The 21,898-nt window shown below is 64.7% G+C and carries 22 protein-coding genes; 18 read left to right on the forward strand and 4 right to left on the reverse strand.

Annotated elements, in window-relative coordinates; translation table 11 throughout:
• Nucleotides 1–9: 9 nt before the first annotated feature.
• Nucleotides 10–1,161: a glycosyltransferase family 61 protein gene (locus tag GC146_RS05320; protein WP_291835359.1), complete on the reverse strand. Its 1,152-nt coding sequence runs from the start codon at nucleotides 1,159–1,161 to the stop codon at nucleotides 10–12.
• Nucleotides 1,162–1,298: 137 nt separating this feature from the next.
• Between GC146_RS05320 and GC146_RS05325 the strand changes: the two genes are divergently transcribed.
• The 3 genes from GC146_RS05325 to GC146_RS05335 all read left to right on the forward strand — a co-directional run bounded on the left by GC146_RS05325 (nucleotide 1,299) and on the right by GC146_RS05335 (nucleotide 3,973).
• Nucleotides 1,299–2,735 carry a GSCFA domain-containing protein gene (locus GC146_RS05325; protein ID WP_291835362.1) on the forward strand — a complete coding sequence of 479 codons (1,437 nt, stop codon included), beginning with the start codon at nucleotides 1,299–1,301 and terminating at the stop codon, nucleotides 2,733–2,735.
• A 136-nt stretch (nucleotides 2,736–2,871) separates the two neighbouring features.
• Nucleotides 2,872–3,471, forward strand: coding sequence for a superoxide dismutase (locus GC146_RS05330; protein ID WP_291835365.1), 600 nt, complete (start codon nucleotides 2,872–2,874; stop codon nucleotides 3,469–3,471).
• A 112-nt stretch (nucleotides 3,472–3,583) separates the two neighbouring features.
• Nucleotides 3,584–3,973, forward strand: coding sequence for a DUF6326 family protein (locus GC146_RS05335; RefSeq protein ID WP_291835368.1), 390 nt, complete (start codon nucleotides 3,584–3,586; stop codon nucleotides 3,971–3,973).
• A 32-nt stretch (nucleotides 3,974–4,005) separates the two neighbouring features.
• On the opposite strand, the gene GC146_RS05340 is transcribed toward GC146_RS05335, so the two are convergent.
• Complete coding sequence (locus GC146_RS05340) at nucleotides 4,006–4,563, reverse strand: TIGR00730 family Rossman fold protein (protein ID WP_291835371.1); 558 nt, start codon at nucleotides 4,561–4,563, stop codon at nucleotides 4,006–4,008.
• 433 nt (nucleotides 4,564–4,996) lie between these two features.
• On the opposite strand from GC146_RS05340, the gene GC146_RS05345 reads away from it, so the two are divergent.
• From GC146_RS05345 to der, 6 genes are all read left to right on the forward strand, one after another.
• Complete coding sequence (locus GC146_RS05345) at nucleotides 4,997–6,499, forward strand: LysM peptidoglycan-binding domain-containing protein (protein ID WP_291835372.1); 1,503 nt, start codon at nucleotides 4,997–4,999, stop codon at nucleotides 6,497–6,499.
• 87 nt (nucleotides 6,500–6,586) lie between these two features.
• Nucleotides 6,587–8,413 carry an ABC transporter ATP-binding protein/permease gene (locus tag GC146_RS05350; RefSeq protein WP_291835375.1) on the forward strand — a complete coding sequence of 609 codons (1,827 nt, stop codon included), beginning with the start codon at nucleotides 6,587–6,589 and terminating at the stop codon, nucleotides 8,411–8,413.
• A 95-nt stretch (nucleotides 8,414–8,508) separates the two neighbouring features.
• Entirely contained in the window at nucleotides 8,509–9,702 is a 1,194-nt protein-coding gene (locus GC146_RS05355) for a multidrug effflux MFS transporter (RefSeq protein WP_291835377.1), read from the forward strand.
• Between the two features lie 125 nt (nucleotides 9,703–9,827).
• A complete protein-coding gene (locus tag GC146_RS05360; protein ID WP_291835380.1) occupies nucleotides 9,828–10,541 on the forward strand; it encodes a tetratricopeptide repeat protein in 714 nt (237 codons plus the stop codon).
• Between the two features lie 58 nt (nucleotides 10,542–10,599).
• Nucleotides 10,600–11,910, forward strand: a complete 1,311-nt coding sequence (locus GC146_RS05365) for a PQQ-like beta-propeller repeat protein (protein ID WP_291835383.1) — start codon at nucleotides 10,600–10,602, stop codon at nucleotides 11,908–11,910.
• Between the two features lie 46 nt (nucleotides 11,911–11,956).
• The gene (gene der / locus GC146_RS05370; RefSeq protein WP_291835387.1) at nucleotides 11,957–13,435 is read left to right on the forward strand and encodes a ribosome biogenesis GTPase Der; all 1,479 of its coding nucleotides are present in this window, start codon (nucleotides 11,957–11,959) and stop codon (nucleotides 13,433–13,435) included.
• Here the strand turns inward: der and GC146_RS05375 are convergent.
• Together GC146_RS05375 and serS are read right to left on the reverse strand one after the other, a co-directional pair.
• The gene (locus tag GC146_RS05375; RefSeq protein ID WP_291835389.1) at nucleotides 13,432–14,145 is read right to left on the reverse strand and encodes a hypothetical protein; all 714 of its coding nucleotides are present in this window, start codon (nucleotides 14,143–14,145) and stop codon (nucleotides 13,432–13,434) included. The two genes, der and GC146_RS05375, sit on opposite strands and share 4 nt — an antisense overlap.
• Nucleotides 14,146–14,196: 51 nt before the next feature.
• Nucleotides 14,197–15,489: a serine--tRNA ligase gene (gene serS / locus GC146_RS05380; protein ID WP_291835392.1), complete on the reverse strand. Its 1,293-nt coding sequence runs from the start codon at nucleotides 15,487–15,489 to the stop codon at nucleotides 14,197–14,199.
• Nucleotides 15,490–15,773: 284 nt separating this feature from the next.
• On the opposite strand from serS, the gene yajC reads away from it, so the two are divergent.
• From yajC to GC146_RS05425, 9 genes are read left to right on the forward strand one after another with little or no spacing between them, the layout of a single operon-like run.
• Nucleotides 15,774–16,055, forward strand: a complete 282-nt coding sequence (gene yajC / locus GC146_RS05385) for a preprotein translocase subunit YajC (protein ID WP_291835395.1) — start codon at nucleotides 15,774–15,776, stop codon at nucleotides 16,053–16,055.
• Nucleotides 16,056–16,079: 24 nt separating this feature from the next.
• On the forward strand, nucleotides 16,080–17,741 hold the full coding sequence (gene secD / locus GC146_RS05390; protein WP_291835398.1) for a protein translocase subunit SecD: 1,662 nt from the start codon (nucleotides 16,080–16,082) through the stop codon (nucleotides 17,739–17,741).
• Nucleotides 17,742–17,745: 4 nt separating this feature from the next.
• Nucleotides 17,746–18,714, forward strand: a complete 969-nt coding sequence (gene secF / locus GC146_RS05395) for a protein translocase subunit SecF (protein ID WP_291835401.1) — start codon at nucleotides 17,746–17,748, stop codon at nucleotides 18,712–18,714.
• Between the two features lie 40 nt (nucleotides 18,715–18,754).
• Complete coding sequence (locus GC146_RS05400; RefSeq protein WP_291835404.1) at nucleotides 18,755–19,108, forward strand: Mth938-like domain-containing protein; 354 nt, start codon at nucleotides 18,755–18,757, stop codon at nucleotides 19,106–19,108.
• Nucleotide 19,109: 1 nt separating this feature from the next.
• Nucleotides 19,110–19,727, forward strand: a complete 618-nt coding sequence (gene ccmA / locus GC146_RS05405) for a heme ABC exporter ATP-binding protein CcmA (protein WP_291835406.1) — start codon at nucleotides 19,110–19,112, stop codon at nucleotides 19,725–19,727.
• Entirely contained in the window at nucleotides 19,724–20,380 is a 657-nt protein-coding gene (ccmB, locus tag GC146_RS05410; RefSeq protein ID WP_291835408.1) for a heme exporter protein CcmB, read from the forward strand. The genes ccmA and ccmB overlap by 4 nt, the downstream gene beginning before the upstream one ends.
• 53 nt (nucleotides 20,381–20,433) lie before the next feature.
• Entirely contained in the window at nucleotides 20,434–21,165 is a 732-nt protein-coding gene (ccmC, locus tag GC146_RS05415) for a heme ABC transporter permease CcmC (RefSeq protein ID WP_291835410.1), read from the forward strand.
• Nucleotides 21,162–21,317, forward strand: a complete 156-nt coding sequence (gene ccmD / locus GC146_RS05420; RefSeq protein WP_291835412.1) for a heme exporter protein CcmD — start codon at nucleotides 21,162–21,164, stop codon at nucleotides 21,315–21,317. The genes ccmC and ccmD overlap by 4 nt, the downstream gene beginning before the upstream one ends.
• The gene (locus tag GC146_RS05425) at nucleotides 21,310–21,849 is read left to right on the forward strand and encodes a DsbE family thiol:disulfide interchange protein (protein ID WP_291835415.1); all 540 of its coding nucleotides are present in this window, start codon (nucleotides 21,310–21,312) and stop codon (nucleotides 21,847–21,849) included. Before ccmD ends, GC146_RS05425 begins: the two co-directional genes overlap by 8 nt.
• Nucleotides 21,850–21,898 lie beyond the last annotated feature (49 nt).

Here is a 21,898-nt window from a genome sequence, read left to right on the forward strand (position 1 = left end):
AGGGGCTGGCTAGTCGCCCTCTTCCACGATTGCCGCTGTGTCGCCTTCGTAGGGGCGGAATGTGGTCTTGGCGCCTTCACCCGCTTTCGTCGCGAATTCGGTGATTTGGGCCTCGGTCAGGGCAGGCCAGGCCTTCGTCCCCTCGATCAGACCCGCCGCTCGCAAGCCTTCGTACAGGCTGTCAAAGGCGATCTCGCCCCAGCTGGTTCGACTGGGTCGGTTGGCATGTTCCTCGATCCAGTTGCGGCGCAGGTAATTGAACGGGTGCGCATCAGATCCTTGGAACGCGCGCAGCTGCTGGGCGAATATCTGGTCCAGATCGCCAGCGCGGCGGGCGATGATACCCACCTTCTGATCGGCATTGCCGACCAGCGCCAGCAGGTGCAAAGGCGAGCAGTCGACCGCGATGATGTGTGTTGCGGCCTTGTAGGCGGCGATCTGGTCGGCGTGGTTGTACTTTTGCGGGTGGAAAACTTCGTAGCCTTCGTCCTGCAGGTAGGATTCCAGCAATGTCTCGCCCAGAATGCTGCCGCGGATCGCGGGCAGGGCCGAGCGCGAGACGTAGATCTTCTTGGCGCCCTTCGGGACGATGTTCTTGCCCGCGTTGGCGCGCACGAACTCACGGAATTCGGGCGCGCCTTCGATCATCTGGAACATGCCGAAGCCCTGTTGTGGCACGTAAAGCCGCTCGATCCGTGTGGGATCGGACAGGTTGTAGAGCGGACAATCGACGCCGAGCGCGTTAAGGAAGGGCGTATAAACATTCAGCACGTGTTCGGGACGGTTCTGGAACTTCGGCACCCAGACCGCGCCGTCGATCTTTCCTCGCAATTCACCATAGGCCCAGATGCGGCAGATGCTTTCGACCAGGAAGTGGCCGAAATGGCCAAAAAGCGGCCCAAGAAACATGTAGTTGCCCGACATCTCGACTACCGACTGCGGGTCCGGCATGGCCGGGGCGCGGGTGACTTGGGCGCGGCCCCGCCAGGTGATTGAGTTCTCGACGAAGCGGCCATCGGCGGCAAGCACGCCCGAGTTTTGCACCGAACGGTTGGCGTCATTCTTGGGGGGAGGCACGACGATTGCGTTCTCGACCAGTTCGATCCGGCCCGCGATCGAGTCTGTCAGGTCAGGCACGACCGGAGATGCATTCTCGTTCATGTGATCGCCTGCCCCTGGATTGCCCGCTTTAGGACAATCCCCTACCTCAAACGGATGGCCAAGAAAACGGCAAAGGTCATGGCCCGGCTTGCGGTCCTATTGATAGGATTGGACCTTTGCGCCTATGCTGGGTCAAAATGAGCGGGCGGCAAGCCCGGCAAGAGCGGTCTGGGCCGGGCACGATGCTGGGCGACCGGGAAACGGGGACAGGCATGGGCAGCAATACGCATATTGAACGGATCACGGCCACCGCCGCGATGGACCGGGCACGCGCCAACGCGTTGCGCAAGTATCCCGCGCCCGACAAGGACGGCGACAGGCTTTACCCACTGGCCTCGCCCAATTGCGCGCCCAGTTTCCAGATCGGCAAGGATGATACGATCTTCGCCATCGGGTCGTGCTTTGCCCGCAATGTGGAAAAATCGCTGGAAGCGGCCGGAAAGCGGGTGCTGAGCCGCGAGTTTGAATTGGGCGAGATCGGCGAAAGCCTTGGGGACGCGGCCAATTTCTTCAACAAGTACTCGATCCATTCGGTCGCCAACGAGGTGCGCTGGGCGCTGGAGCGTGACACGTTTCCCGGCGCCGACCTGATCTACCCGATGGGGCGGGGTCGGTTCTGCGACAGCCAGTTGGGCATGGCCAAGCTTGAATTCCCTCTCGATGATATTCTGGCTTTCCGGCACCGCTATCTTGACGCGATGGCGCAGGTGGCGACCGCCGACGTGGTGATCCTGACGCTGGGCTATGTCGAGACGTGGTACGATACAAAGCTTGGCCTTTACCTCAACGTGCCGCCGCCCAACCCGCTGATCAAGGAAGAGCCCGACCGGTTCGAGTTTCGGGTGCTGAGCTATTCCGACGTTCTGGACGGGTTGAACGAGATTTACGACCTGTTGGTCAAACACCGCAAGAAGCCGCTGAAGATGCTGGTCACCGTGTCGCCGGTGCCGCTGTTGTCGACGTTCCGCAACATGGATGTGTTGGTGGCCAACGCCTATTCCAAATCGGTGCAAAGGGCCGCGTTGGATGAGTTTCTGCTGGGGAAGGACGGCGTCGATTACTTTCCGTCCTACGAATACGTGACGCTGTCGAACCCGTCGATCGCATGGTCGCGGGGCGACTATCGGCATGTCTCGCCCGACGTGATCAACCGGATCATGTCGAACGTTCTGATCAGCTACGTCGAGGGCGCCGAGGTGGACCTTGCCGGCCTTGCGCCTGCCGAAGGCATCACGCCAGATGCCTTGGCCTCGTCGGTACGGATGATGTCCAAGCTGGAAGACTTCAACGCGATCATCGACCTTGTCGGCAAACATCGCGAAATGGCCGATAGTGATGTCGACATCCTTCTGGCCGAGGCATCGGCCCTGCGACGTGCCGACCGCAACGAGGATTCGTTTGTCGCCCTTGAAAAGGCAGTGGCCGCGGCACCGGGGCGTCCGATCCCGCTGGAACGGTTGATCTCGATGTGCCGCCCGCTGCACCGCAAGGATCTCGCCCGTGAATTGATGGTGCGCCACAAGGAGAAGTTTCCGGGGCGCGAAAACTTCCGCGAGCGGATAGACTGGCTCTGAATACGCGTCCTGCCACAGGGCAAAAGCCCGGTCTTGGGCAGGGAGCGACCGCAGTTCTTCTTGCGGCCCACCTTGACGTGGGCGGCAATAACCCTCAGTTCGGTATCAACTGGTTTAACCGCAAAGGAGGACGACCATGGCCTTTGAACTTCCCGACCTTCCCTATGCCCATGATGCGCTTGCCGCGCATGGCATGTCGCGTGAGACGCTGGAGTATCACCACGACCTGCACCACAAGGCCTATGTCGATAATGGCAACAAGCTGATTGCCGGGACCGAGTGGGAGGGCAAGACCCTCGAGCAGATCATCACCGGCACTTATAACAAGACCGCCGTGGCGCAGAACGGAATCTTCAACAACATCAGCCAGTTGTGGAACCACAACCAGTTCTGGCAGATGATGGGCCCGAACAAGTCGAAGATGCCGGGCGAATTGGAGAAGGCGCTGACCGAATCCTTCGGCTCCGTCGACGAGTTCAAGTCGCAATTCGCCGCTGCGGGCGCGGGCCAGTTCGGCTCGGGCTGGTGCTGGCTGGTCAAGGACGCCGATGGCGGCCTGAAGGTGACCAAGACGGAGAACGGGGTGAACCCGCTCTGCTTCGGGCAGACTGCCCTGCTGGGCTGCGATGTGTGGGAGCATTCCTACTACATCGATTTCCGCAACAAGCGGCCGGCCTACCTGACCAACTTCCTTGACAACCTCGTGAACTGGGAAAACGTCGCAAGCCGGATGTGAGCGACTGCCGCCCCCGGATGGTGGCGCCCCTCACGAATTCGTGATAACCGGAAATGGCATCCCTGACGGGGTGCCATTTTTCATTCTGGGGGCCGCCATGCCGGAACGCGAAATGACCCGGGCAAGCATCCTGTCACTTCTATGGGTGTTCCTGTCGCTGAACTTCCTCTGGTGCGACGTCTTTACCCTGATGCATGCGCCAGACCTCAAGGAGATCTTGACGGGCGAAGTCGGCGGGGTGGCGTTAAGCCAGACGTTCCTGCTGGCGTTTGCGGTGGTCATGGAACTGGCGCTGGCGATGATCCTTGTTTCACGCCTGGCGCCGCATGCGCCGGCGCGGGTTGCCAATATCCTTGTCGCGCTGCTGCTGACGGTCATTCAAGGCGGGTCGCTGCTGGTCGGCGGTGTCAGCCTGCATTACGTGTTTTTCTCGGTGGTCGAGATTGCCACGGCGCTTTCGATCATCTGGCTTGCCGTCACATGGCGTGCGGCATCGCCGTGACCCGCTGATGCGATCCGTGCGGCCGTGCCGTCTTAGTCCAGCGCGCGGCGCAGGATCGCCTCGAGCGCGGGAACATCGGGCGCGACAGAAATAAAATCGCGCAGGCTGGCATCGGCGAAGCCTTCGGCGATCAGATGGTCAATGAGGGCCAGCAGCGGCTCCCAGTAGCCATCGGTATCGAGAAAGACGATGTGCTTGTCGTGCAGGCCCAATTGCCGCCATGTCAGCACCTCGAACACCTCGTCGAGCGAGCCTGCGCCGCCGGGCAGCACGACCACCGCGTCGGCGTTCATGAACATCACCTTCTTGCGCTCGTGCATCGTCTCGGTGATGACCAGCGAGTCGAGGTCGGTCTTGCCGACCTCGCGCCGCAACAGATGTGTGGGGATGACGCCAAAGGTGGTGCCACCGCCGGCCTGCGCGGCGCGCGCGACCAGCCCCATCAACCCCACATCGCCCGCGCCATAAACCAACCGCCAGCTGTTCGCGGCCAGCATTGCGCCGCAGTCTGTCGCCGCCCTGCCATAGCTGGGCCGGTTCCCCGGACGCGAGCCACAAAAGACGCAGACCGAACGCAGCGTGGCAGACATGACGCATCCTTTCGCGATAAATCGGGGGGTCGTCTTGGCCCTGCATACCCCGGTTGATACTGTGTGCCAACCACGGCCGGAACCGGCCTCGGTGGGGGACGGGTGCGGGGAAGGACAGCGGTTGGCCGCAAGCGAAAAGTCGGGCGTAGGACCGGTGGTCCTTGGTGGGCTGGCGGCGGTGGTTCTGGCCGCCGCCGTGTTTGCATATGTGTCGTATTTTCAGGCCTCTAAGCCGCCTGAACCGGCAGCGTCTGCGCCCGCCGTTGCGACTGCACCGGGAACGGCGCCAGCCACCGACTCCGCGCCCGATACAGCGTCAGCATCCGCAAGTGGGGACAATGCCGCGGCGGCCCCGGCGACGCCGGACGCCACAGACACCTCCGCCCAGCCCGAGGTTACCGCAGCGCCACCACCTCCCGCGCCCGAGCCGGCCGTGCCGTCGCCGATCCTGCCGGTTTTCGACACGGTGCGCGTGGAGCCTGATGGCGCGACCATCATCGCCGGGCGTGCGGCGCCCGGCGCGACGGTGGCGATCATGCTGGACGGCTCTGAACTGACCCGCGCCGAGGCGGACAACTCTGGCGCGTTCGTGGCGATCCTGTCGTTGCCGCCGGCGACGTCGCCGCGCGGACTGTCGTTGTTGGCCGATCCCGAAGGAACCGCCGTGGCCTCGGACCAGACGGTGCTTGTCGCGCCCTTCGGTCAAACCGAGGTTGCGACGGCAGAACCGCCCGCTGGGGACGCAGCCGCGACAGGGGCGCCCGCGCCATCGACGCCGCAGAGCGCCGCGCCGGCGGCCCCGGCGCCGGACATGCCGGCCGCCGATGCAGGCAGCACGGGCCCCGAAATTGCCAGCAACGACGCCTCCGCGCCAGAGGTGGTTGCCTCGGCTGCCGAGCCGGGCGCTGCAGCCACGACCGCGCCAGCGTCAGACAGTTCATCCGCCCCGGCCGCGCCCGATGCAGGAGCCGTGGTGGCAGATGCCGGCGCGCCCACCTCAGGCACCGACAATACCGGATCATCGGCAAGCACGGGCGCACTTGCTACAGGCGAGGGCGAGGGCGCCGCACCGGCCCCTACGCACGCCGCAGATGGCGCTGCCCCGGCTCCGGCCGCCAACGACACGCAACCGGCCCTGCCACCCGCACCCAGTAGCGCCGCCACGGCCCAAGCCTTGCCGCCCTCGGCCACCGTCCCCACGCCTGACGCAGCTACACCCGCCGCCCCTGCGGCCGATGGCAACGCGGCCAACGCACCTGCGCCCGCGGCGACACCGCCGGCACCGCCTGCCGTGGCCGCTGCGCCTACCGCGCCCGAGGCCCCGGCAGAGACGGATGTCGCCGCCGCAGCGGCGCCGCCAGTCCTGCTTCTTGATTCAAGCGGTGTCAGTGTCTTGCAGCCGGCGACGTCGCCCGACGCGCCGCCCGACATTGCCACCGAGGTCGCGCTTGATGCGATCACCTACGGGGCCGATGGCGCGGCCCGGCTGACCGGGCGCGCGGCACCGGGCAGCTTCGTGCGGGTTTACCTCGACAACGACCTCAAGAGCACCACCAAGGCAGTCCAGACCGGCGCTTGGGCGGTTACGCTGCCCGATGTCCCGGCAGGCGTCTACACGTTGCGGATCGACCAGCTTGATGCCGCGGGAAAGGTGACCAGCCGGATCGAAACACCATTCCGCCGGGAGGCGCCCGAGGCGCTGGCCGCCGCCAGCCAGCAGGCGGCAAATGCGCCCGATACGGCCGGTGCACCAGCGGCCAGCGTCACGGTTGTCCAACCGGGCAACACGCTTTGGGCCATTGCCCGCAAACGCTATGGGCTGGGGATCATGTACGTGCAGGTGTTCGAGGCCAACCGCGCCCGCATCCGCAACCCGGACCTGATCTATCCCGGACAGGTCTTTGTGCTGCCGGACGTGGAGCCTGCCGCACAGTGACTCTGCGGGCAGGGACGGGCGTGACGCTCTGGTCAATGGCTTGGGGCGGCATTACCTAGTGCTGACTGCCCCCAGTGGAGAGCCCCCATGCGCCGATTGCCCAAGACCGAGGCGAACCTCTCGAATCGTAAGATCGAGGGGTGGAACGTCATCCGGCGCGTGACGCCCTATCTCTGGCCGCCGGGACAGCCGGGGGTGAAGCTGCGGGTTGTGCTGGCGCTGGGCATGTTGATGCTGGCCAACGTCATCGTGGTGGCAACGCCCATCCTCTACCAGCAAGCGGTTGACACGCTGGCGCCGCAGGGGGCCAAGGCGGGCAACTTTCTGGCGCTGGGTGCGATCGGGCTGACGGTTGCCTATGGCATCGCGCGGCTTGGCTCGACGGGATTCCAGCAGTTGCGCGACGTGGTCTTTACCCCGGTGGGCCAGCAGGCGCTGCGCACGCTGGCGCTGGAAACCTTCACCCACATTCACCGGCTGTCGATGCGCTACCACATCACCCGCAAGACGGGTGGCCTCAGCCGCGTGATCGAGCGCGGGGTGAAGGGCGTGGATTTCCTGTTGCGGTTCCTGTTGTTCAGCATCGGACCGTTGATCATCCAGCTTCTGATGATCCTGGGCGTTCTGCTTTACAAGTTCGACGCATGGTACATGGCCGTCGTCATCGTGACGATCGGCATCTACGTCTGGTTCACCTTCGCGATCACCGAGTGGCGGGTGAAGATCCGCAAGCAGATGAACGATTCCGACACCGACGCGAACCAGAAGGCGATTGATTCGCTGCTGAACTTCGAGACGGTGAAGTATTTCGGCGCCGAGACGTGGGAGGCCGACCGCTATGACCGCTCGATGGCGACCTACGCGCGGGCCGCGATCCGCACGAACTATTCACTGGCACTGCTGAACTTCGGGCAGGCTTTCGTCATCACGACCGGGCTTGTGACGGTGATGGTGATGGCGGCAATGGGTGTGCAGAACGGCCAGTTGACGGTGGGCGATTTCGTCATGGTCAATGCCTACATGATCCAGATCACGATGCCGCTGAACTTCCTCGGGACGGTTTATCGCGAGATCCGGCAGGCGCTGATCGATATGGGCGATATGTTCGATTTGTTAGAGCAGCCCCCTGAAGTGGTCGATAAACTGGATGCAAATGTTCTAAAAGTGCAAGGCGGCGAAGTTGTCTTTGACGACGTCTACTTTGGCTACGAGACGGAGCGCCCGATTTTGAAAGGCGTCAGCCTGCGTGTCGCGCCCGGTCAGCGGGTGGCGATCGTCGGCGCCTCGGGCGCGGGCAAGTCGACGATCGGGCGGCTCTTGTTCCGCTTTTACGATGTCACCGGTGGTGCGGTCCGGATCGATGGGCAGGACCTGCGCGATGTGACGCAGGACAGTCTGCACGCCCAGATCGGCGTGGTGCCGCAGGACACGGTGCTGTTCAACGACACGATCCACTACAACATTGCCTATGGCCGGCCCGACGCGACCGAGGCCGAGATTGTTGCGGCGGCGCGGGCGGCCAAGATCCACGATTTCATCATGTCGCTGCCGCAGGGCTACCAGACACAGGTGGGCGAGCGGGGGCTGAAGCTGTCAGGCGGCGAGAAACAGCGGGTGGGGATTGCGCGCACGCTGCTGAAAGACCCGCCGATCCTGCTGCTTGACGAGGCCACAAGCGCGCTCGACACGCAGACCGAGATGCAGATTCAGGCCGAATTGAAGGCGATGGGCCGTGGCCGCACCGTGCTGGTGATTGCGCATCGGCTGTCGACCATCGCCGATGCCGACCGCATTGTCGTGCTGGAGGCCGGACGGCTGGTCGAAGAGGGCACACATGACCAGCTTCTGCATCATGAGGGGCGATATGCCCAGTTGTGGAACCGGCAGCTGATGGAAGAAGAGGAAGCGGCCTGAAGCTGGCCGCGACCTGAATGGAACCTGTCCGTGTGGCATTGCCGCGCGTGATTTGGCGCGCTAGTTAACCCGCGTTCCAGATCAGGATTTCACAAATGGCTATGCCCCTTTTCCGCGCGGCCCTCGTGCTGGGCCTCTTGTCGGCGGTCGGCCCTTTTGCCATCGACATGTATCTGCCCGCGATGCCGGTGCTGACGGCTGACCTCAACGGCACCGTGGCCGAGGCGCAGTTCACCCTGACCGCCTATTTTCTGGCCTTCGGGATCAGTCAGCTGTTCTACGGGCCGTGGTCTGATCAAGTGGGGCGCAAACGGCCGCTCTACCTGGGCTTGTCGATCTTTGTTCTTGGTTCGATCGGCTGCGCGCTGGCGCCCAGCCTGACCGCGCTGGCCGGCTTCCGGGCATTGCAGGGGCTGGGGGCAGCCGTGGTCATGGTGATTCCGCGTGCGATCATCCGCGACCTGCATACCGGCACCGCCGCGACAAGACTGATGGCGATGGTGATGCTGGTCATTTCGGTGTCGCCCTTTCTTGCGCCTTTGGCAGGCAGCGGGATGATCGCCTTGGCCGGCTGGCGCGTGATCTTCTGGATCCTTTGCGCCGCTGCCGCGTTCAGCCTTGTCATGACAGGCACGCTTCTGCCCGAGACGCTGGAGCCCGAACACCGGGTGCCGGTGCATGTCCGCTCGCTGATGCGCAGCGCGCGGATGCTGCTGCGCGACCCCACATTCATGGGGCTCACGTTCATCGGCGGTTTCGGCATGGCGAGTTTCTTTGTCTTCATCGCCAGCGCGTCGTTCGTCTATTCGGGCCAGTTTGGCCTTAGCCCGGTCGGCTTCAGCTTGGCCTTTGCGATCAATGCGTTGGGCTTTTTCGGCTCGTCCCAGATCGCCGCGCCACTGGGCGAGCGGTTTGGCATGCTGCCGGTAATGGGGTGGGCCGTCAGCGGCTTTGCCGCGGTCACCGTATCGCTGGCGATCGTGACGGCACTGGGGTTTGCCGGATTGCCGCTGATCGTGGCCGGGCTCTTTGTCGGTAATGCCTGTCTTGGGCTGGTGATTCCCACCACGATGGTGATGGCGCTTGACGAACATGGTGATGTCGCGGGGCTTGCCAGTTCGCTTGGTGGCACGCTGCAGATGCTGGCAGGTGGTGCGATGATCGCGCTGGGCGGGCTGTTTTTCGACGGCACCGCTTTGCCGATGGTCACGGCCATTGCGATCTGCGCCGTGGTGGCACTGACGCTGGCCGGCCTGACACTGCCACGACTTGCCCGCGCCGCTGCCTGAGCCACGCCGTTTTCCGTGCCTGACAGGGGGCTGAACCCCGATGGTCACCGGGGACTTGGCAATCGTTCGGGCTTCACGCTATGGAGGGGCGCCGGCAGGGCGGCGCAAGAAACCCGGGGGGCAGCGTGAGCGAGAGCGAAAGTTTCATCGACGAGGTGACCGAAGAGGTCCGCCGCGACCAGTTGTTCGCCTTCATGCGCCGCTACGGCTGGATTGCGATTCTGGCGGTTGTTCTTGTCGTCGGCTGGGCCGGCTGGACTGAATGGAGCAAGGCACAAGTTGAGGCCGCCGCACAGACCCGTGGGGATGCGATCCTTGCCGCCCTCAATGCCAATGCGCCGGCCGACAGGGCAACGGCGCTGGCGCCGCTTGCCAAGGGCGGCGATGCCGGGGCAATCGCGGCGCTGCTGGAAGCGGCAAACTTTCACGACGCGGGCGATAACGAAAAGGCAGCTGCCACGCTTGATACGGTGGTGGCCGACATGACCGTCAGCCCGATCTACCGCGACCTTGCCGCGCTGAAGGCGGTGATGCTGCGCGGCGACAGCATGGACCCCGCGGCGCGCAAGGCCGCGTTGCAGCCACTGGTGACGCCGGGGGCGCCATACCGCCTTCTGGCGCAGGAGCAGATGGCGTTGGCCGACCTTGATGCAGGCGATACCGCGGCGGCGCTGAAAGGCTTTCAGGACATCGTGCAGGATGCGGAAGTCACGCGAGGCTTGCGTGATCGCGCGCAAGGGATGATTGTGGCGCTGGGTGGAACACCCACAGCCGATGCCGCTGCGGCGGCCGCGGCTGCGGCGCTGGCGGCGGGAACGGCCGCGGCGTCTTCGAACTGATCAGCAGACCCGTCTTGGCGGGCCACTGCGCAAATGAGGCAAGAGGGACGGAACGACCGTGACAGCCAGATTCCTGATGGGCGCCCTTTTGACCTGTTCCCTGCTGGCCGCGTGCGGCGAAAAGGACACCCGACTTCCGGGCGAACGGCTTGATGTGCGCAACGGCATGACCGGCGCGGCCGAGGCGCCCCAGCCCAACCGCGCGCCGCCCCTGCGGCTTGCCGCCGCCGTTACCAATGCCGAATGGGCCCAGCGCGCGGGCGGGGCGACACATAACGTGGCGCAGCCAGCGTTGGCCTCATCAATTGCCCCGGTCTGGACTGTGAACCTTGGCGAGGGCGATGGCCGCCGCCAGCGCATCACCGCCGATCCGGTGGTAGGGGGCGGGCTGGTTTACGCGATGGATGCCCGCGCCAAAGTCAGCGCGGTGGGCCTTGACGGCGCAGTGCGCTGGGTGCGGGACCTGGCACCGCCGGGCGATGCCGGGTCGAGCTCGGGCGGTGGTCTGGCCTTTTCCGACGGCAAACTTTTCGTCAGCACCGATTATGGTCAAGTTATCGCACTTGATGCGTCGACCGGCGCCACCCTCTGGACGCAGGAGCTTGGCGCGGCGGCCGGCGCGGCCCCGACAGTGGCCGGTGGCCTTGTCTACGTGGTGGCGCGTGATGCGCGGGCCTGGGCAATCAATGTCTCGGACGGCCGGGTGCGCTGGGCGCTTGACGGCACGCCCGCCCAGGCGGCTTACGGAGGCGGCACGGGGCCTGCGGTTACTGGAAGTGTAGCGGTGCTGCCATTCCCCTCGGGTCAGGTCGTTGCGGCCTATCCGCGCGGCGGTGAACAGCAATGGTCAAGCTACGTCGCGGGCGAGCGTGTGGCGCAGGCGGTTGGCCCGATCCAGGACATCTCGTCCGATCCGGTGATTGATGGCGGCCGCGTATATGTCGGCAACGCCGTTGGTCGTCTCGAGGCGTTGGACCTTGGCACAGGCGCCGAGATCTGGACCGCCGATGAAGGGGCCGTGGGGCCGGTCTGGCCTGCAGGCGGTTCGATCTTCATTGTCAGCGATAATTCGGAACTCATGCGTCTGGACGCGCGCAACGGCCAGACGATCTGGCGTGTCAGCCTGCCGGGCTTTGTTGCCAGCAAGGAGCGGCGCCAGAACGCGCGCTTCGTTCATTTCGGACCGGTGCTGGCGGGCGGGCGACTGATTGTGGCCTCGTCCGATGGACAGATCCGCTCGTTTGATCCGGTTTCGGGCGCGCTTGTCAGCACGGTCGCGGTGCCCGGCGGGGCGACGGCCGCACCGGCTGTGGCGCAGGGCATGATGTTTGTCGTCACGACCCGGGGCCAGTTGGTGGCTTTCCGTTAGGCTTTGTTTGGTGTAGCAGGCCGGGTCTGAACCCGGAAAGCCTGTCATGACATTCACCCTCGCCATTGTCGGTCGTCCCAATGTGGGCAAGTCGACGCTGTTCAACCGCCTTGTCGGGCGTCGTCTTGCGCTGGTTGATGACCAGCCGGGCGTGACCCGTGACTTGCGCGAGGGGCAGGCGCGGCTGGGCGACTTGCGTTTTACCGTGATCGACAGTGCGGGGCTTGAGGATGCCACCGACGATAGCCTGCAGGGTCGGATGCGCCGACTGACCGAGCGCGCGGTGGAAATGGCCGATATCTGCCTTTTCCTGATCGACGCGCGTGCGGGCGTGACGGCGGTGGACCGCACCTTTGCCGAGATCCTGCGGCGCAAGAACGCCCATGTCATTCTTGGCGCCAACAAGGCCGAGGGCCGGGCGGGCGAGGCAGGACTGCTGGAGGCGTTCGAGCTGGGCCTTGGAGAGCCGTTGCGCCTGTCGGCAGAACATGGCGAGGGGATGGGTGAGTTGCTGTCGGTTCTGACGCCGCTGGCCGACGAATTCGCCGCCCGCGCCGAGGCGATGGCCGAAGAGACCGGCCCCGAAACCGACGTGGACCTTGCAGATGATGATGACGAGGCCGAGGTGCCAGTGCGGATGCCGACGACCGCCCGGCCCCTGCAGTTGGCGGTGGTTGGCCGGCCCAATGCAGGCAAGTCCACGTTGATCAACAAGATCCTTGGCGAAGAGCGGCTGTTGACCGGGCCCGAGGCCGGCATTACCCGCGACGCGATTTCCGTACCCATCACGTGGGACGGCGTGCCGATGCGCATCTTCGACACGGCGGGTATGCGCCGGAAGGCCAAGGTGCAGGAAAAGCTGGAGCGCATGTCGGTCAGCGACGGCCTGCGCGCGGTGCGCTATGCCGAGGTGGTGATCGTGCTGCTCGACGTCGAGATCCCGTTTGAACAGCAGGACCTGCGCATCGCCGATCTGGCCGAGCGCGAGGGGCGCGCGGTTGTGGTCGCGGTCAACAAGTGGGACCTTGAGGACGACAAGCAGGACAAGCTGAAGGAATTGCGCGAATCCTTCGAGCGGTTGTTGCCGCAGTTGCGTGGTGCGCCCCTGGTTACCGTTTCGGCCAAGACTGGCAAAGGCCTCGACCGGTTGCAGCAGGCCGTGATGAGGGCCTACGAGATCTGGAACAGGCGGATCACCACGGCGCAGCTTAACCGCTGGCTTCTGGGTATGCTGGAAAGCCATCCGCCACCGGCGCCGCAGGGCAAGCGCATCAAGATGCGCTACATCACCCAGATCAAGATGCGGCCGCCGGCCTTCGTCGTGATGACCTCGCACCCGCAATTGGTGCCGGAAAGCTATTCGCGCTACCTCGTCAACGGGTTGCGGGCCGATTTCGACATGCCGGGCACGCCGATCCGGCTGACATTGCGCGACCAGGGCGACAAGAACCCGTTCAAGGGGCGTACCAAAGCGCAGCCCAGCAAGCTCTCAAAACACCTGCGCAAGGGGCCACATCCGGACTAGGCCAGGTGTGCCTGCCGCCCCGACCAGAGGGTGAATACCGCGACAACCGCCGCGCCGGCCAACGCCAACGTTGTGATGGCCAGGTTGTCCATGCCATTGGCCACGACGATCCCGATCAGGGCCCAGACCAAAGCGCCGCCGTAGCCTGCGGCGGGCAGGCGGCGCAGGACGGCGACGGCGACACAGAGTGCGCCGGCAATGCCGACCACCGCCCAGCCGACGGGCCCGGTCATGATGCCGTATCCCGCCGCCGTCGCACCCAGTGCGACGAACGATGCGGCCGTCAGCCAGCCTGCATAAAGGGCAAGAGGCCAGCGCAGCCAGCCACGGTCGGCCGCGGGCGTGGCCAGCAGAGCTGCGATGGCGGTCGCTGCCATCGCGATGATCGTCAGCGTTGCCCAGATCGCGCTGGCATTGGCGATGGCGAGCCAGGGCGTGCCTAGCGCAAGGCTGGCGATGAGCGGCACGCGGACGCGGTTCCAGCGGGCATCATCGCGACGACGGATCACGCCAAACACGGCTGATACGGCCAGCCAGGTGTAGATCAGCCCCCAGATGGCAAAGGCGTAGCCGGCCGGCTGTATCGGCGGGGCGATCTGCGGGTTTGGCAACTGATCGGCACGAAATCCGGCGAAGGGCGGTGTCAGGACAGGGGCGACGACGAATGTGGTGGTCACGATCAGCGTGAGCCAGGCGAGAAGCGTTTTCATATGCTTGATACGCCCGGCAGGGCGCGCCGGATCAGCCGGGCAGGGGGCTGGTCAGGCCAGCACCCCTTCGGCGGTGATGCGGGTCTTGCCGCCAAGGTAAGGGTGCAGCGCGGCAGGCAGCGTGACCGATCCGTCGGCCTCCTGCCAGTTTTCCAGCACGGCGATCAGCGTGCGGCCCACGGCAAGGCCAGAGCCGTTCAGCGTGTGAAGGAACTCGGGCTTGCCACCGCCGGCGGGGCGGAAGCGCGCGTTCATTCGCCGCGCCTGGTAGTCGCCGCAGGTCGAGACGCTGGAGATCTCGCGATAGGTGTTCTGGCCGGGCAACCAGACCTCAAGGTCATGGGTGCGGCGCGCGCCCGCGCCCATGTCGCCCGCACACAGCTTCATCGTGCGATAGGGCAGGTCCAGCTTTTCAAGGATGGCTTCCGCGCATTTGGTCATCCGGGCGTGTTCGGCCTCCGACGTGTCGGGGGTGCAGATGGTGACCATCTCGACCTTCTCGAACTGGTGCTGGCGCAGCATCCCGGCGGTATCGCGGCCCGCGCTGCCTGCTTCGGAGCGGAAGCACTGGGTGTGGGCCACGTAGCGGCGGGGCAGGGTGGCCTCGTCCACGGTATCGCCATGGACGAAGTTGGTCAGCGTGACCTCGGCCGTGGGGATCAGCCACCAGCCGTTGGTGGTCTGGTAGCTGTCCTCGCCGAATTTCGGCAGTTGCCCGGTGCCGCGCATCATGTCCGAAGTTACAAGGACCGGCGTGATCGCCTCGGTCAGGCTATGCTCGGCCGTGTGGGTATCCAGCATGAATTGCGCCAGCGCCCGGTGGAGGCGGGCGACCGCACCCATCAGCACCACGAAACGGCTGCCCGAGAGCTTGGCGGCCGTGGTGAAGTCCATGCCGGTCTGGACGGCAGGCAACTGGTAGTGTTCCAGCGGCTTGAAATCGAAGCTGCGCGGGGTGCCGTGGCGGTGGATTTCCACGTTGTCGTGTTCGTCCTTGCCGTCGGGCACGTCGTCATAGGGCAGGTTGGGGATGGTCAGCAGCAGGTCAGTCAGGCGCGCATCCTCGGCCTTGGCCTCGTCGCCCAGTCGCGCGACCTCGGCCTTTTTCTCGGCCACCAGCGCGCGAAGACGTTCGAATTCGGCGTCATCCCCGCGGGCCTTGGCGGCGCCCACGTCCTTGCTGGCCTTGTTCTGCTCGGCCTGCGCGGATTCGGCGGCATGAATCAGACCGCGCCGCGCCTCGTCGAGGCTGAGGATCGCAGCCGACATTGGCGACAGCCCGCGGCGGGCAAGGGCGGCGTCGAAGGCGGCGGGATTGTCGCGGATGGCGCGGATGTCGTGCATGGCAAGGGCTTTCGCTTGGGTTGGCGGAGATATGCCCGAAGTGCCGCTTGGTGTGAAGCCCGCAAGCGGTTGCCGCTGCTGGCCTTCGCGAGCCCGCCGAGTAGATCTGGACCAAGCTGACCAGCGGCGGTTGAAAGGCAGGTGCAAGGGGTGACAGAGGGGGTGCGTCGAAAGGCTCGCTTGGCGTGGCCGGGCGCGGTTGCCATTCCGCCGGGCCGGACATAATGTGCCGCGACTTTCGCGGGGGGCGTCTCCTCGCTCATCAGATGAACCAAAGGACCGTCATGCAGGGTTTTGAATCGCTCGTTCCGCTGATCCTGATCTTCGCGATCATGTATTTCCTGTTGATCCGGCCACAGCAGAAGAAGCTGAAGGACCACCAGGCAATGGTCGACGCATTGCGCCGGGGTGACCAGATCATCACGCAAGGCGGGATCGTGGGCAAGGTGACCAAGGTCAAGGACGAGAAAGAAGTCGAGGTCGAGATTGCGGCGGGCGTCAATGTGCGCGTGGTGAAGTCGACCATCGCCACGGTGGTCAGCAAGACCGAACCGGCAAAGTCCTGACCCCGGCCGGAGAGGCGAACCAAGATGTTGCATATCCCCTTCTGGCAGCGGATCGTCATCGTACTGATCTGCGCGGCCGGGATTCTTTCGGCAGTCCCGAACCTGTTTTATTCGCGCGTCGAGCAGCACAACGACGCTGCCAAGACCATCGCGGCTGGCCAGACCGATCCGGCGCTTGAAGCGAAGGCGGCGCTATGGCCGTCGTACCTGCCGTCAAACCTTGTCAATCTTGGCCTCGACCTGCGCGGCGGGGCGCACCTGTTGGCCGAAGTGCAGGTGGCCGACGTCTATTCCACCGTGATGGACGGCATGTGGCCGGACGTGCGCGACGCGCTGGCCAAAGAGCGTGACGTGGTAGGCTTTGTTACCCGCGAGCAGGGGCCGGCCGGCACGCTGCTGGTGCGCATCTCCAAGCCCGAAGGCGTGACCAAGGCGCTGGAAGTGGTGCGCGGGCTTGCGACGCCTGTCGCCTCGATCACCGGGGCGGGTTCGACCAATATCGTTGTCACGGCGAACGGGCCGGTCCTGTCGATCACGCTGAGCGATGCCGAGAAGCAAGCCACCAACGAGCGCACGGTGCAGCAGGCGCTGGAGATCATCCGTCGCCGGATCGACGCCGCGGGCACACGCGAGCCGATCATCCAGCGCGAAGGGTCTGACCGGATCCTCGTCGAGGTGCCGGGTGTCGGGTCGGCCGACGAGGTGAAAAGCCTGATCGGCACCACCGCGCAGCTGACCTTCCAGCCTGTCGTGGGACGGACCGAGGATCCTAACGCCTCGCCCGGCGCAAACAACGTGCTGGTGCCAGACCTTGAAAATCCCAAGCTGTTTTATGTTCTCGAACGTACGCCAGTGGTGACGGGCGAAGAACTGGTGGATGCGCAACCTTCGTTCGACCAGAATGGCCGGCCTGCGGTCAGCTTTCGGTTCAACCCGACCGGGGCGCGGAAATTCGGTGAATACACCGCCGCCAATATCGGGTCGCCCTTCGCGATTGTACTGGACAATCAGGTGATTTCGGCGCCGACCATCCAGAGCGCCATTCCCGGTGGCTCGGGCATCATCACCGGCAACTTCACCATCCAGCAATCGACCAAGCTGGCGGTTCTGCTGCGTGCAGGCGCATTGCCGGCCAAGCTGAACTTTCTTGAAGAGCGCACGGTCGGCCCCGAACTGGGGCAGGACAGCATCGATGCGGGCAAGAAGGCCGCAATTGCCGGTTCGATCGCTGTCGTGCTTTTCATGGGTCTGACCTACGGAATGTTCGGATGGATCGCCAACGTCGCGCTGGTCATCAACATGGCGATGATGTTCGGGGTCTTGTCGGCCATCGGCGGCACGCTGACACTGCCGGGCATTGCGGGGATCGTGCTGACGGTCGGCATGGCGGTTGATGCCAACGTTCTTATCTACGAGCGGATCCGCGAGGAGCTGAAAACAGCCAAGGGGCCCGCGCGCGCGATCGAGCTGGGTTATGAAAAGGCGCTGTCGGCCATCCTTGACAGTAACATCACTACACTGATCACGGCCGGCATCCTCTTTGCCCTTGGGCAAGGGCCAGTGCGCGGTTTTGCGATCACGCTGGGGCTGGGCATCGTCACTTCGGTCTTCACGGCCTATTTCGTGACCCGTCTCATCATCGTCATCTGGTTCGAGCGTCGCCGCCCGAAAACCATCGAGGTCTGAGCCCATGCGGATGCGTCTTGTTCCCGACAATACCAACATCAACTTCTTCCAGCTGGCGCGGGTGACCTTCGGCGGCTCGATCCTGCTGCTGATCGCCAGTGCGGTGTTGTTCTTCACGATGGGCCTGAATTTTGGCATCGATTTTCGCGGCGGAACGACGATCCGCACCGAATCGACCCAAGCAGTGGATGTTGGCGTCTACCGCTCGGCCCTCAAGCCGTTGAACCTTGGGGACGTGTCGATCACCCAGATCTTTGATCCCGGCTTCCGGCCAGACCAGCATGTCGCCAGCATCCGGATTCAGGCACAAAGCGCGGAAGACGCGATTTCACCCGAGACGACGAAGGCTGTCGAGGACGCCATTACCGCGGTCGATCCGACGGTCAAGTTCACCTCGATCGAAAGTGTCGGGCCCAAGGTGTCAGGCGAGCTGATCTGGACGGCGATCCTGTCTGTCACCGGTTCGATCGTCGCGATCGTGATCTATATCTGGCTACGCTTCGAATGGCAGTTCGCGCTGGGCGGCGTTGTGGCTTTGGCCCATGACGTGGGGCTGACCATTGGCATCTTCGCGTTGTTCCAGCTGAAGTTCGACCTGTCGATCATCGCGGCCCTGCTGACCATTGTTGGTTATTCAATCAACGACACGGTGGTGGTGTTCGACAGGGCGCGCGAGAACCTGATCAAGTACAAGACGATGCCGCTGATAGATGTGCTCAACCTTTCGGCCAACGAGACGTTGAGCCGCACGATTATGACATCCGGCACCACGCTGATTGCGTTGATCGCGCTGTTGGTGCTGGGGGGCGACGTGATCCGCGGTTTTGTCTTCGCCATCACTTGGGGCGTGATCGTCGGGACCTATTCGTCGATCTACATTGCCAAGAACATCGTGCTGATGCTGGGGGTCAAGCGGGACTGGTCGAAGACTCGCAAGCCCTCGGGCAACCAGTTTGCCGATATCGACGCTTGAGCCGTCAGGCGCCACAAAAGGTGGCGGAAGGGAGCGGAAAATGCGTTTGAACGAAATCCGCTTTACCGATTCGGCCCCGGTCGAGGGCTATGGACCCGGCTTTTTCCGTATCGGCGGACAGGTGCATCGTGGCCCTGTCGCGGTTCTGCCCACGGGCGTCATCGCCTGGGGCGGGTTCGAAGATGCCGCAGCACTGTTGGCGGTGGTCGGCGAAATCGACGTGATCTTCGTGGGCACCGGGGCCGAGATTGCCCCGATCCCGGCGGCCTTGCGCGCCGCCCTTGAAGAGGCGGGGATCGGGGTCGAGATCATGGCCTCTCCCACGGCCTGCCGCACATACAATGTCCTGTTGTCGGAGGGCCGGCGCGTGGCCGCCGCCCTGATCCCGGTCTGACATGCATCTTGCCGTGACCGACCTTGCCTGTGCGCGTGGTGGATTGCCGGTGCTGACGGGTGTGTCGTTTCGGCTGGAGGCGGGGCAGGCGCTGATCTTGCGCGGGCCCAATGGCGTGGGCAAGACCACGCTTTTGCGTACGCTGGCCGGATTGCAGCCAGCGATGGCAGGCGAGGTCGACTTTCCTGCCGATGAGGGCGCCTATGCCAGCCATGCCGACGGCGTGAAACTGACGCTGAGCGTGACCGAGAACCTGGCCTTCTGGGCGGCGGTGCATGGGCGCCAGCTGGACGACGCGGCACTGGCGGCGTTCGACCTGACCGGTTTGCGCGACCGTATGGCAGGCACACTGTCGGCCGGGCAGAAGCGGCGGCTGGGGTTGGCGCGGCTGGCGGTGATCGGGCGCAAAGTGCTGTTTCTTGACGAGCCGACCGTTTCGCTTGATCGCGCAGCTGTGGGCCTGTTCGCCGATTTTCTGCGGGATCAGCATCTGGCACAGGGCGGCATTGCGGTGATCGCCACGCATATCGACCTCGGGCTGGAAGCGCCTGAGCTGGACCTGACGCCCTATCGTGCCGCGCCTGACGCGGCCGGCGGTAGCGACGAGGCGTTTCTGTGATCGCCCTCCTGATCCGCGATTTGCGGCTGGCGATCCGCGCAGGCGGCGGTTTTGGCCTTGGGCTGGCTTTCTTCCTGATCGTCATCGTGCTGGTGCCCTTCGGCGTTGGGCCGGAACGCGCGGTGCTGACCCGGATCGCGCCGGGGATGCTATGGGTGGCGGCGCTGCTGGCGGCCCTGCTGTCGCTCGACCGGATCTTCGCGCTGGATCACGAGGATGGCTCGCTGGCGCTGCTGGCCACGGCACCCTTACCGCTGGAGGGCGTGGTGCTGGTCAAGGCCGCGGCGCATTGGCTGACGACGGGCCTGCCGCTGACGCTGGCCGCGCCGGTGCTGGGCATCCTGCTGAACCTCTCGCCCGAGGCCACGCCGTGGCTACTGGCCTCGCTGGGGCTTGGCACGCCGGCGCTGTCGATGATCGGCGCCTTTGGAGCCGCGCTGACGGTGGGACTTCGGCGGGGCGGCCTGCTGTTGTCGCTTCTGGTTCTGCCGCTTTACGTGCCGACGCTGATTTTCGGGGCCGAAGCGGTGCGGCGTGGGGCCGAAGGGCTGACAGCGTTGCCGTCGCTGGCCTTGGTGGGCGGGGTCACAGCGGGCTGTTTCGCGCTGCTGCCCTTCGCAGCGGCGGCGGCCCTGCGGGTCAACCTGCGGTGAGGTGCGGCACCGCGGTGATTGAGGGGCGGGCGGGAACCCGCTAAGGAGGCTTCATGTCGATTTGGGAATACGCCAATCCGAAGAAGTTCATGGGCTGGACGAGGCCGGTGCTGCCGTGGCTGTGGGCGCTTGCGGTGGCCTGCATCGTCACGGCGTTGGTCTGGGGCTTTTTCTTCACGCCCGACGACTACAAGCAGGGTTCGACCGTCAAGATCATCTACATCCATGTCCCCTCGGCGATGATCGCGATCAATGCGTGGTTCATGATGTTGATCACCTCGCTGGTCTGGATCGTGCGGCGGCACCACGTTTCGGTGCTGGCGGCCAAGGCCGCGGCGCCGGTGGGGGCCGCGATGACGGTGATTGCGCTTTTCACCGGGGCGGTCTGGGGCGAGCCGATGTGGGGGACGTGGTGGGCATGGGACCCGCGGCTGACCTCGTTTCTTGTCCTTTTTCTCTTTTATCTCGGCTACATGGCGCTGTGGGCGGCGATCGAGGATGCCGATACGGCGGCCGACCTGACCAGCGTGCTTTGCCTTGTCGGGTCGGTCTTTGCGGTGCTTAGCCGCTATGCCGCGATCTTCTGGAACCAGGGTTTGCACCAGGGGTCATCGGTCTTTCGCGCGGGACGGCCCGACAGCGTGGCGGAGGTGTTCTACCTGCCACTGATGTTGTCGATCGCTGGGTTCATCCTGCTGTTTCTCGCACTTGTGCTGATGCGGACGCGGACCGAGATACGGTTGCGTCGGGCGAGCGCACTGGAAGCCCGGATGCGGAGCGCATGATGCCGCAACTTGGCAAATACGCCCCCGAAGTCTTGAGCGCCTATGCTGTCTGCATCGCGGTGCTGGTGGTGCTGGTCGCAGCAAGCTGGTGGCGGGCGCGGCAAAGTGCGGCGCGGCTGGAGCGGGTCGAGAAGGAGACGGGTCGTGGCTAAGGTCTCACCGATGATCGTGCTGCCGCCGGTGATCTTTGCGGCGATCGCGGGACTGTTGCTGGGGGGCATGTATTTCGGCCACTCCGACACCTTGCCGTCGAACCTGATCGGCAAGGACGCCCCCGCCGTACCGCAGGAAGGGCTGCCTGACCGGACACAGCTGACCGATGCCGACCTGCGCGATGGCAAGGTGACGATCGTCAATTATTGGGCCAGTTGGTGTCCGCCCTGCAGGGCCGAACATGGCGTGCTCAAGGACCTTGCCACGCAGGGCTACCGCGTGGCGGGGATCAACTTTCGTGACACCGCCGCCAATGCCGATGGCTACCTGACCGACCAAGGCGACCCGTTTTTTGCGCTGGGTTTCGACCCGCGCGGGCGCACGTCGGTCGACTGGGGCGTAACGGCGCCGCCCGAGACCTTCATCGTCGATGGCACCGGCAAGGTGCTGTTCCGGGTGGCGGGGCCGCTGATCGGCGCGAATTACGACCAGTTGTTCCTGCCCGCCCTGAAAGCCGCGACGGGTCAGTAGGGCGGATGGCGAAAGGGGGGCTGTCTGCCCCCCTCTTGGCCTGCGGCCA

Source organism: Limimaricola sp. (genome assembly GCF_016125575.1).
Lineage (GTDB): Bacteria > Pseudomonadota > Alphaproteobacteria > Rhodobacterales > Rhodobacteraceae > WGLM01.

Coding starts and splice junctions, on each gene's coding strand:
- GC146_RS05320 (WP_291835359.1), bottom strand. CDS start 1,161: ATGAACGAGAATGCATCTCCGGTCGTGCCTGACCTGACAGACTCGATC.
- GC146_RS05325 (WP_291835362.1), top strand. CDS start 1,299: ATGAGCGGGCGGCAAGCCCGGCAAGAGCGGTCTGGGCCGGGCACGATG.
- GC146_RS05330 (WP_291835365.1), top strand. CDS start 2,872: ATGGCCTTTGAACTTCCCGACCTTCCCTATGCCCATGATGCGCTTGCC.
- GC146_RS05335 (WP_291835368.1), top strand. CDS start 3,584: ATGACCCGGGCAAGCATCCTGTCACTTCTATGGGTGTTCCTGTCGCTG.
- GC146_RS05340 (WP_291835371.1), bottom strand. CDS start 4,563: ATGTCTGCCACGCTGCGTTCGGTCTGCGTCTTTTGTGGCTCGCGTCCG.
- GC146_RS05350 (WP_291835375.1), top strand. CDS start 6,587: ATGCGCCGATTGCCCAAGACCGAGGCGAACCTCTCGAATCGTAAGATC.
- GC146_RS05355 (WP_291835377.1), top strand. CDS start 8,509: ATGGCTATGCCCCTTTTCCGCGCGGCCCTCGTGCTGGGCCTCTTGTCG.
- der (WP_291835387.1), top strand. CDS start 11,957: ATGACATTCACCCTCGCCATTGTCGGTCGTCCCAATGTGGGCAAGTCG.
- GC146_RS05375 (WP_291835389.1), bottom strand. CDS start 14,145: ATGAAAACGCTTCTCGCCTGGCTCACGCTGATCGTGACCACCACATTC.
- serS (WP_291835392.1), bottom strand. CDS start 15,489: ATGCACGACATCCGCGCCATCCGCGACAATCCCGCCGCCTTCGACGCC.
- yajC (WP_291835395.1), top strand. CDS start 15,774: ATGCAGGGTTTTGAATCGCTCGTTCCGCTGATCCTGATCTTCGCGATC.
- secD (WP_291835398.1), top strand. CDS start 16,080: ATGTTGCATATCCCCTTCTGGCAGCGGATCGTCATCGTACTGATCTGC.
- secF (WP_291835401.1), top strand. CDS start 17,746: ATGCGGATGCGTCTTGTTCCCGACAATACCAACATCAACTTCTTCCAG.
- GC146_RS05400 (WP_291835404.1), top strand. CDS start 18,755: ATGCGTTTGAACGAAATCCGCTTTACCGATTCGGCCCCGGTCGAGGGC.
- ccmA (WP_291835406.1), top strand. CDS start 19,110: ATGCATCTTGCCGTGACCGACCTTGCCTGTGCGCGTGGTGGATTGCCG.
- ccmC (WP_291835410.1), top strand. CDS start 20,434: ATGTCGATTTGGGAATACGCCAATCCGAAGAAGTTCATGGGCTGGACG.
- ccmD (WP_291835412.1), top strand. CDS start 21,162: ATGATGCCGCAACTTGGCAAATACGCCCCCGAAGTCTTGAGCGCCTAT.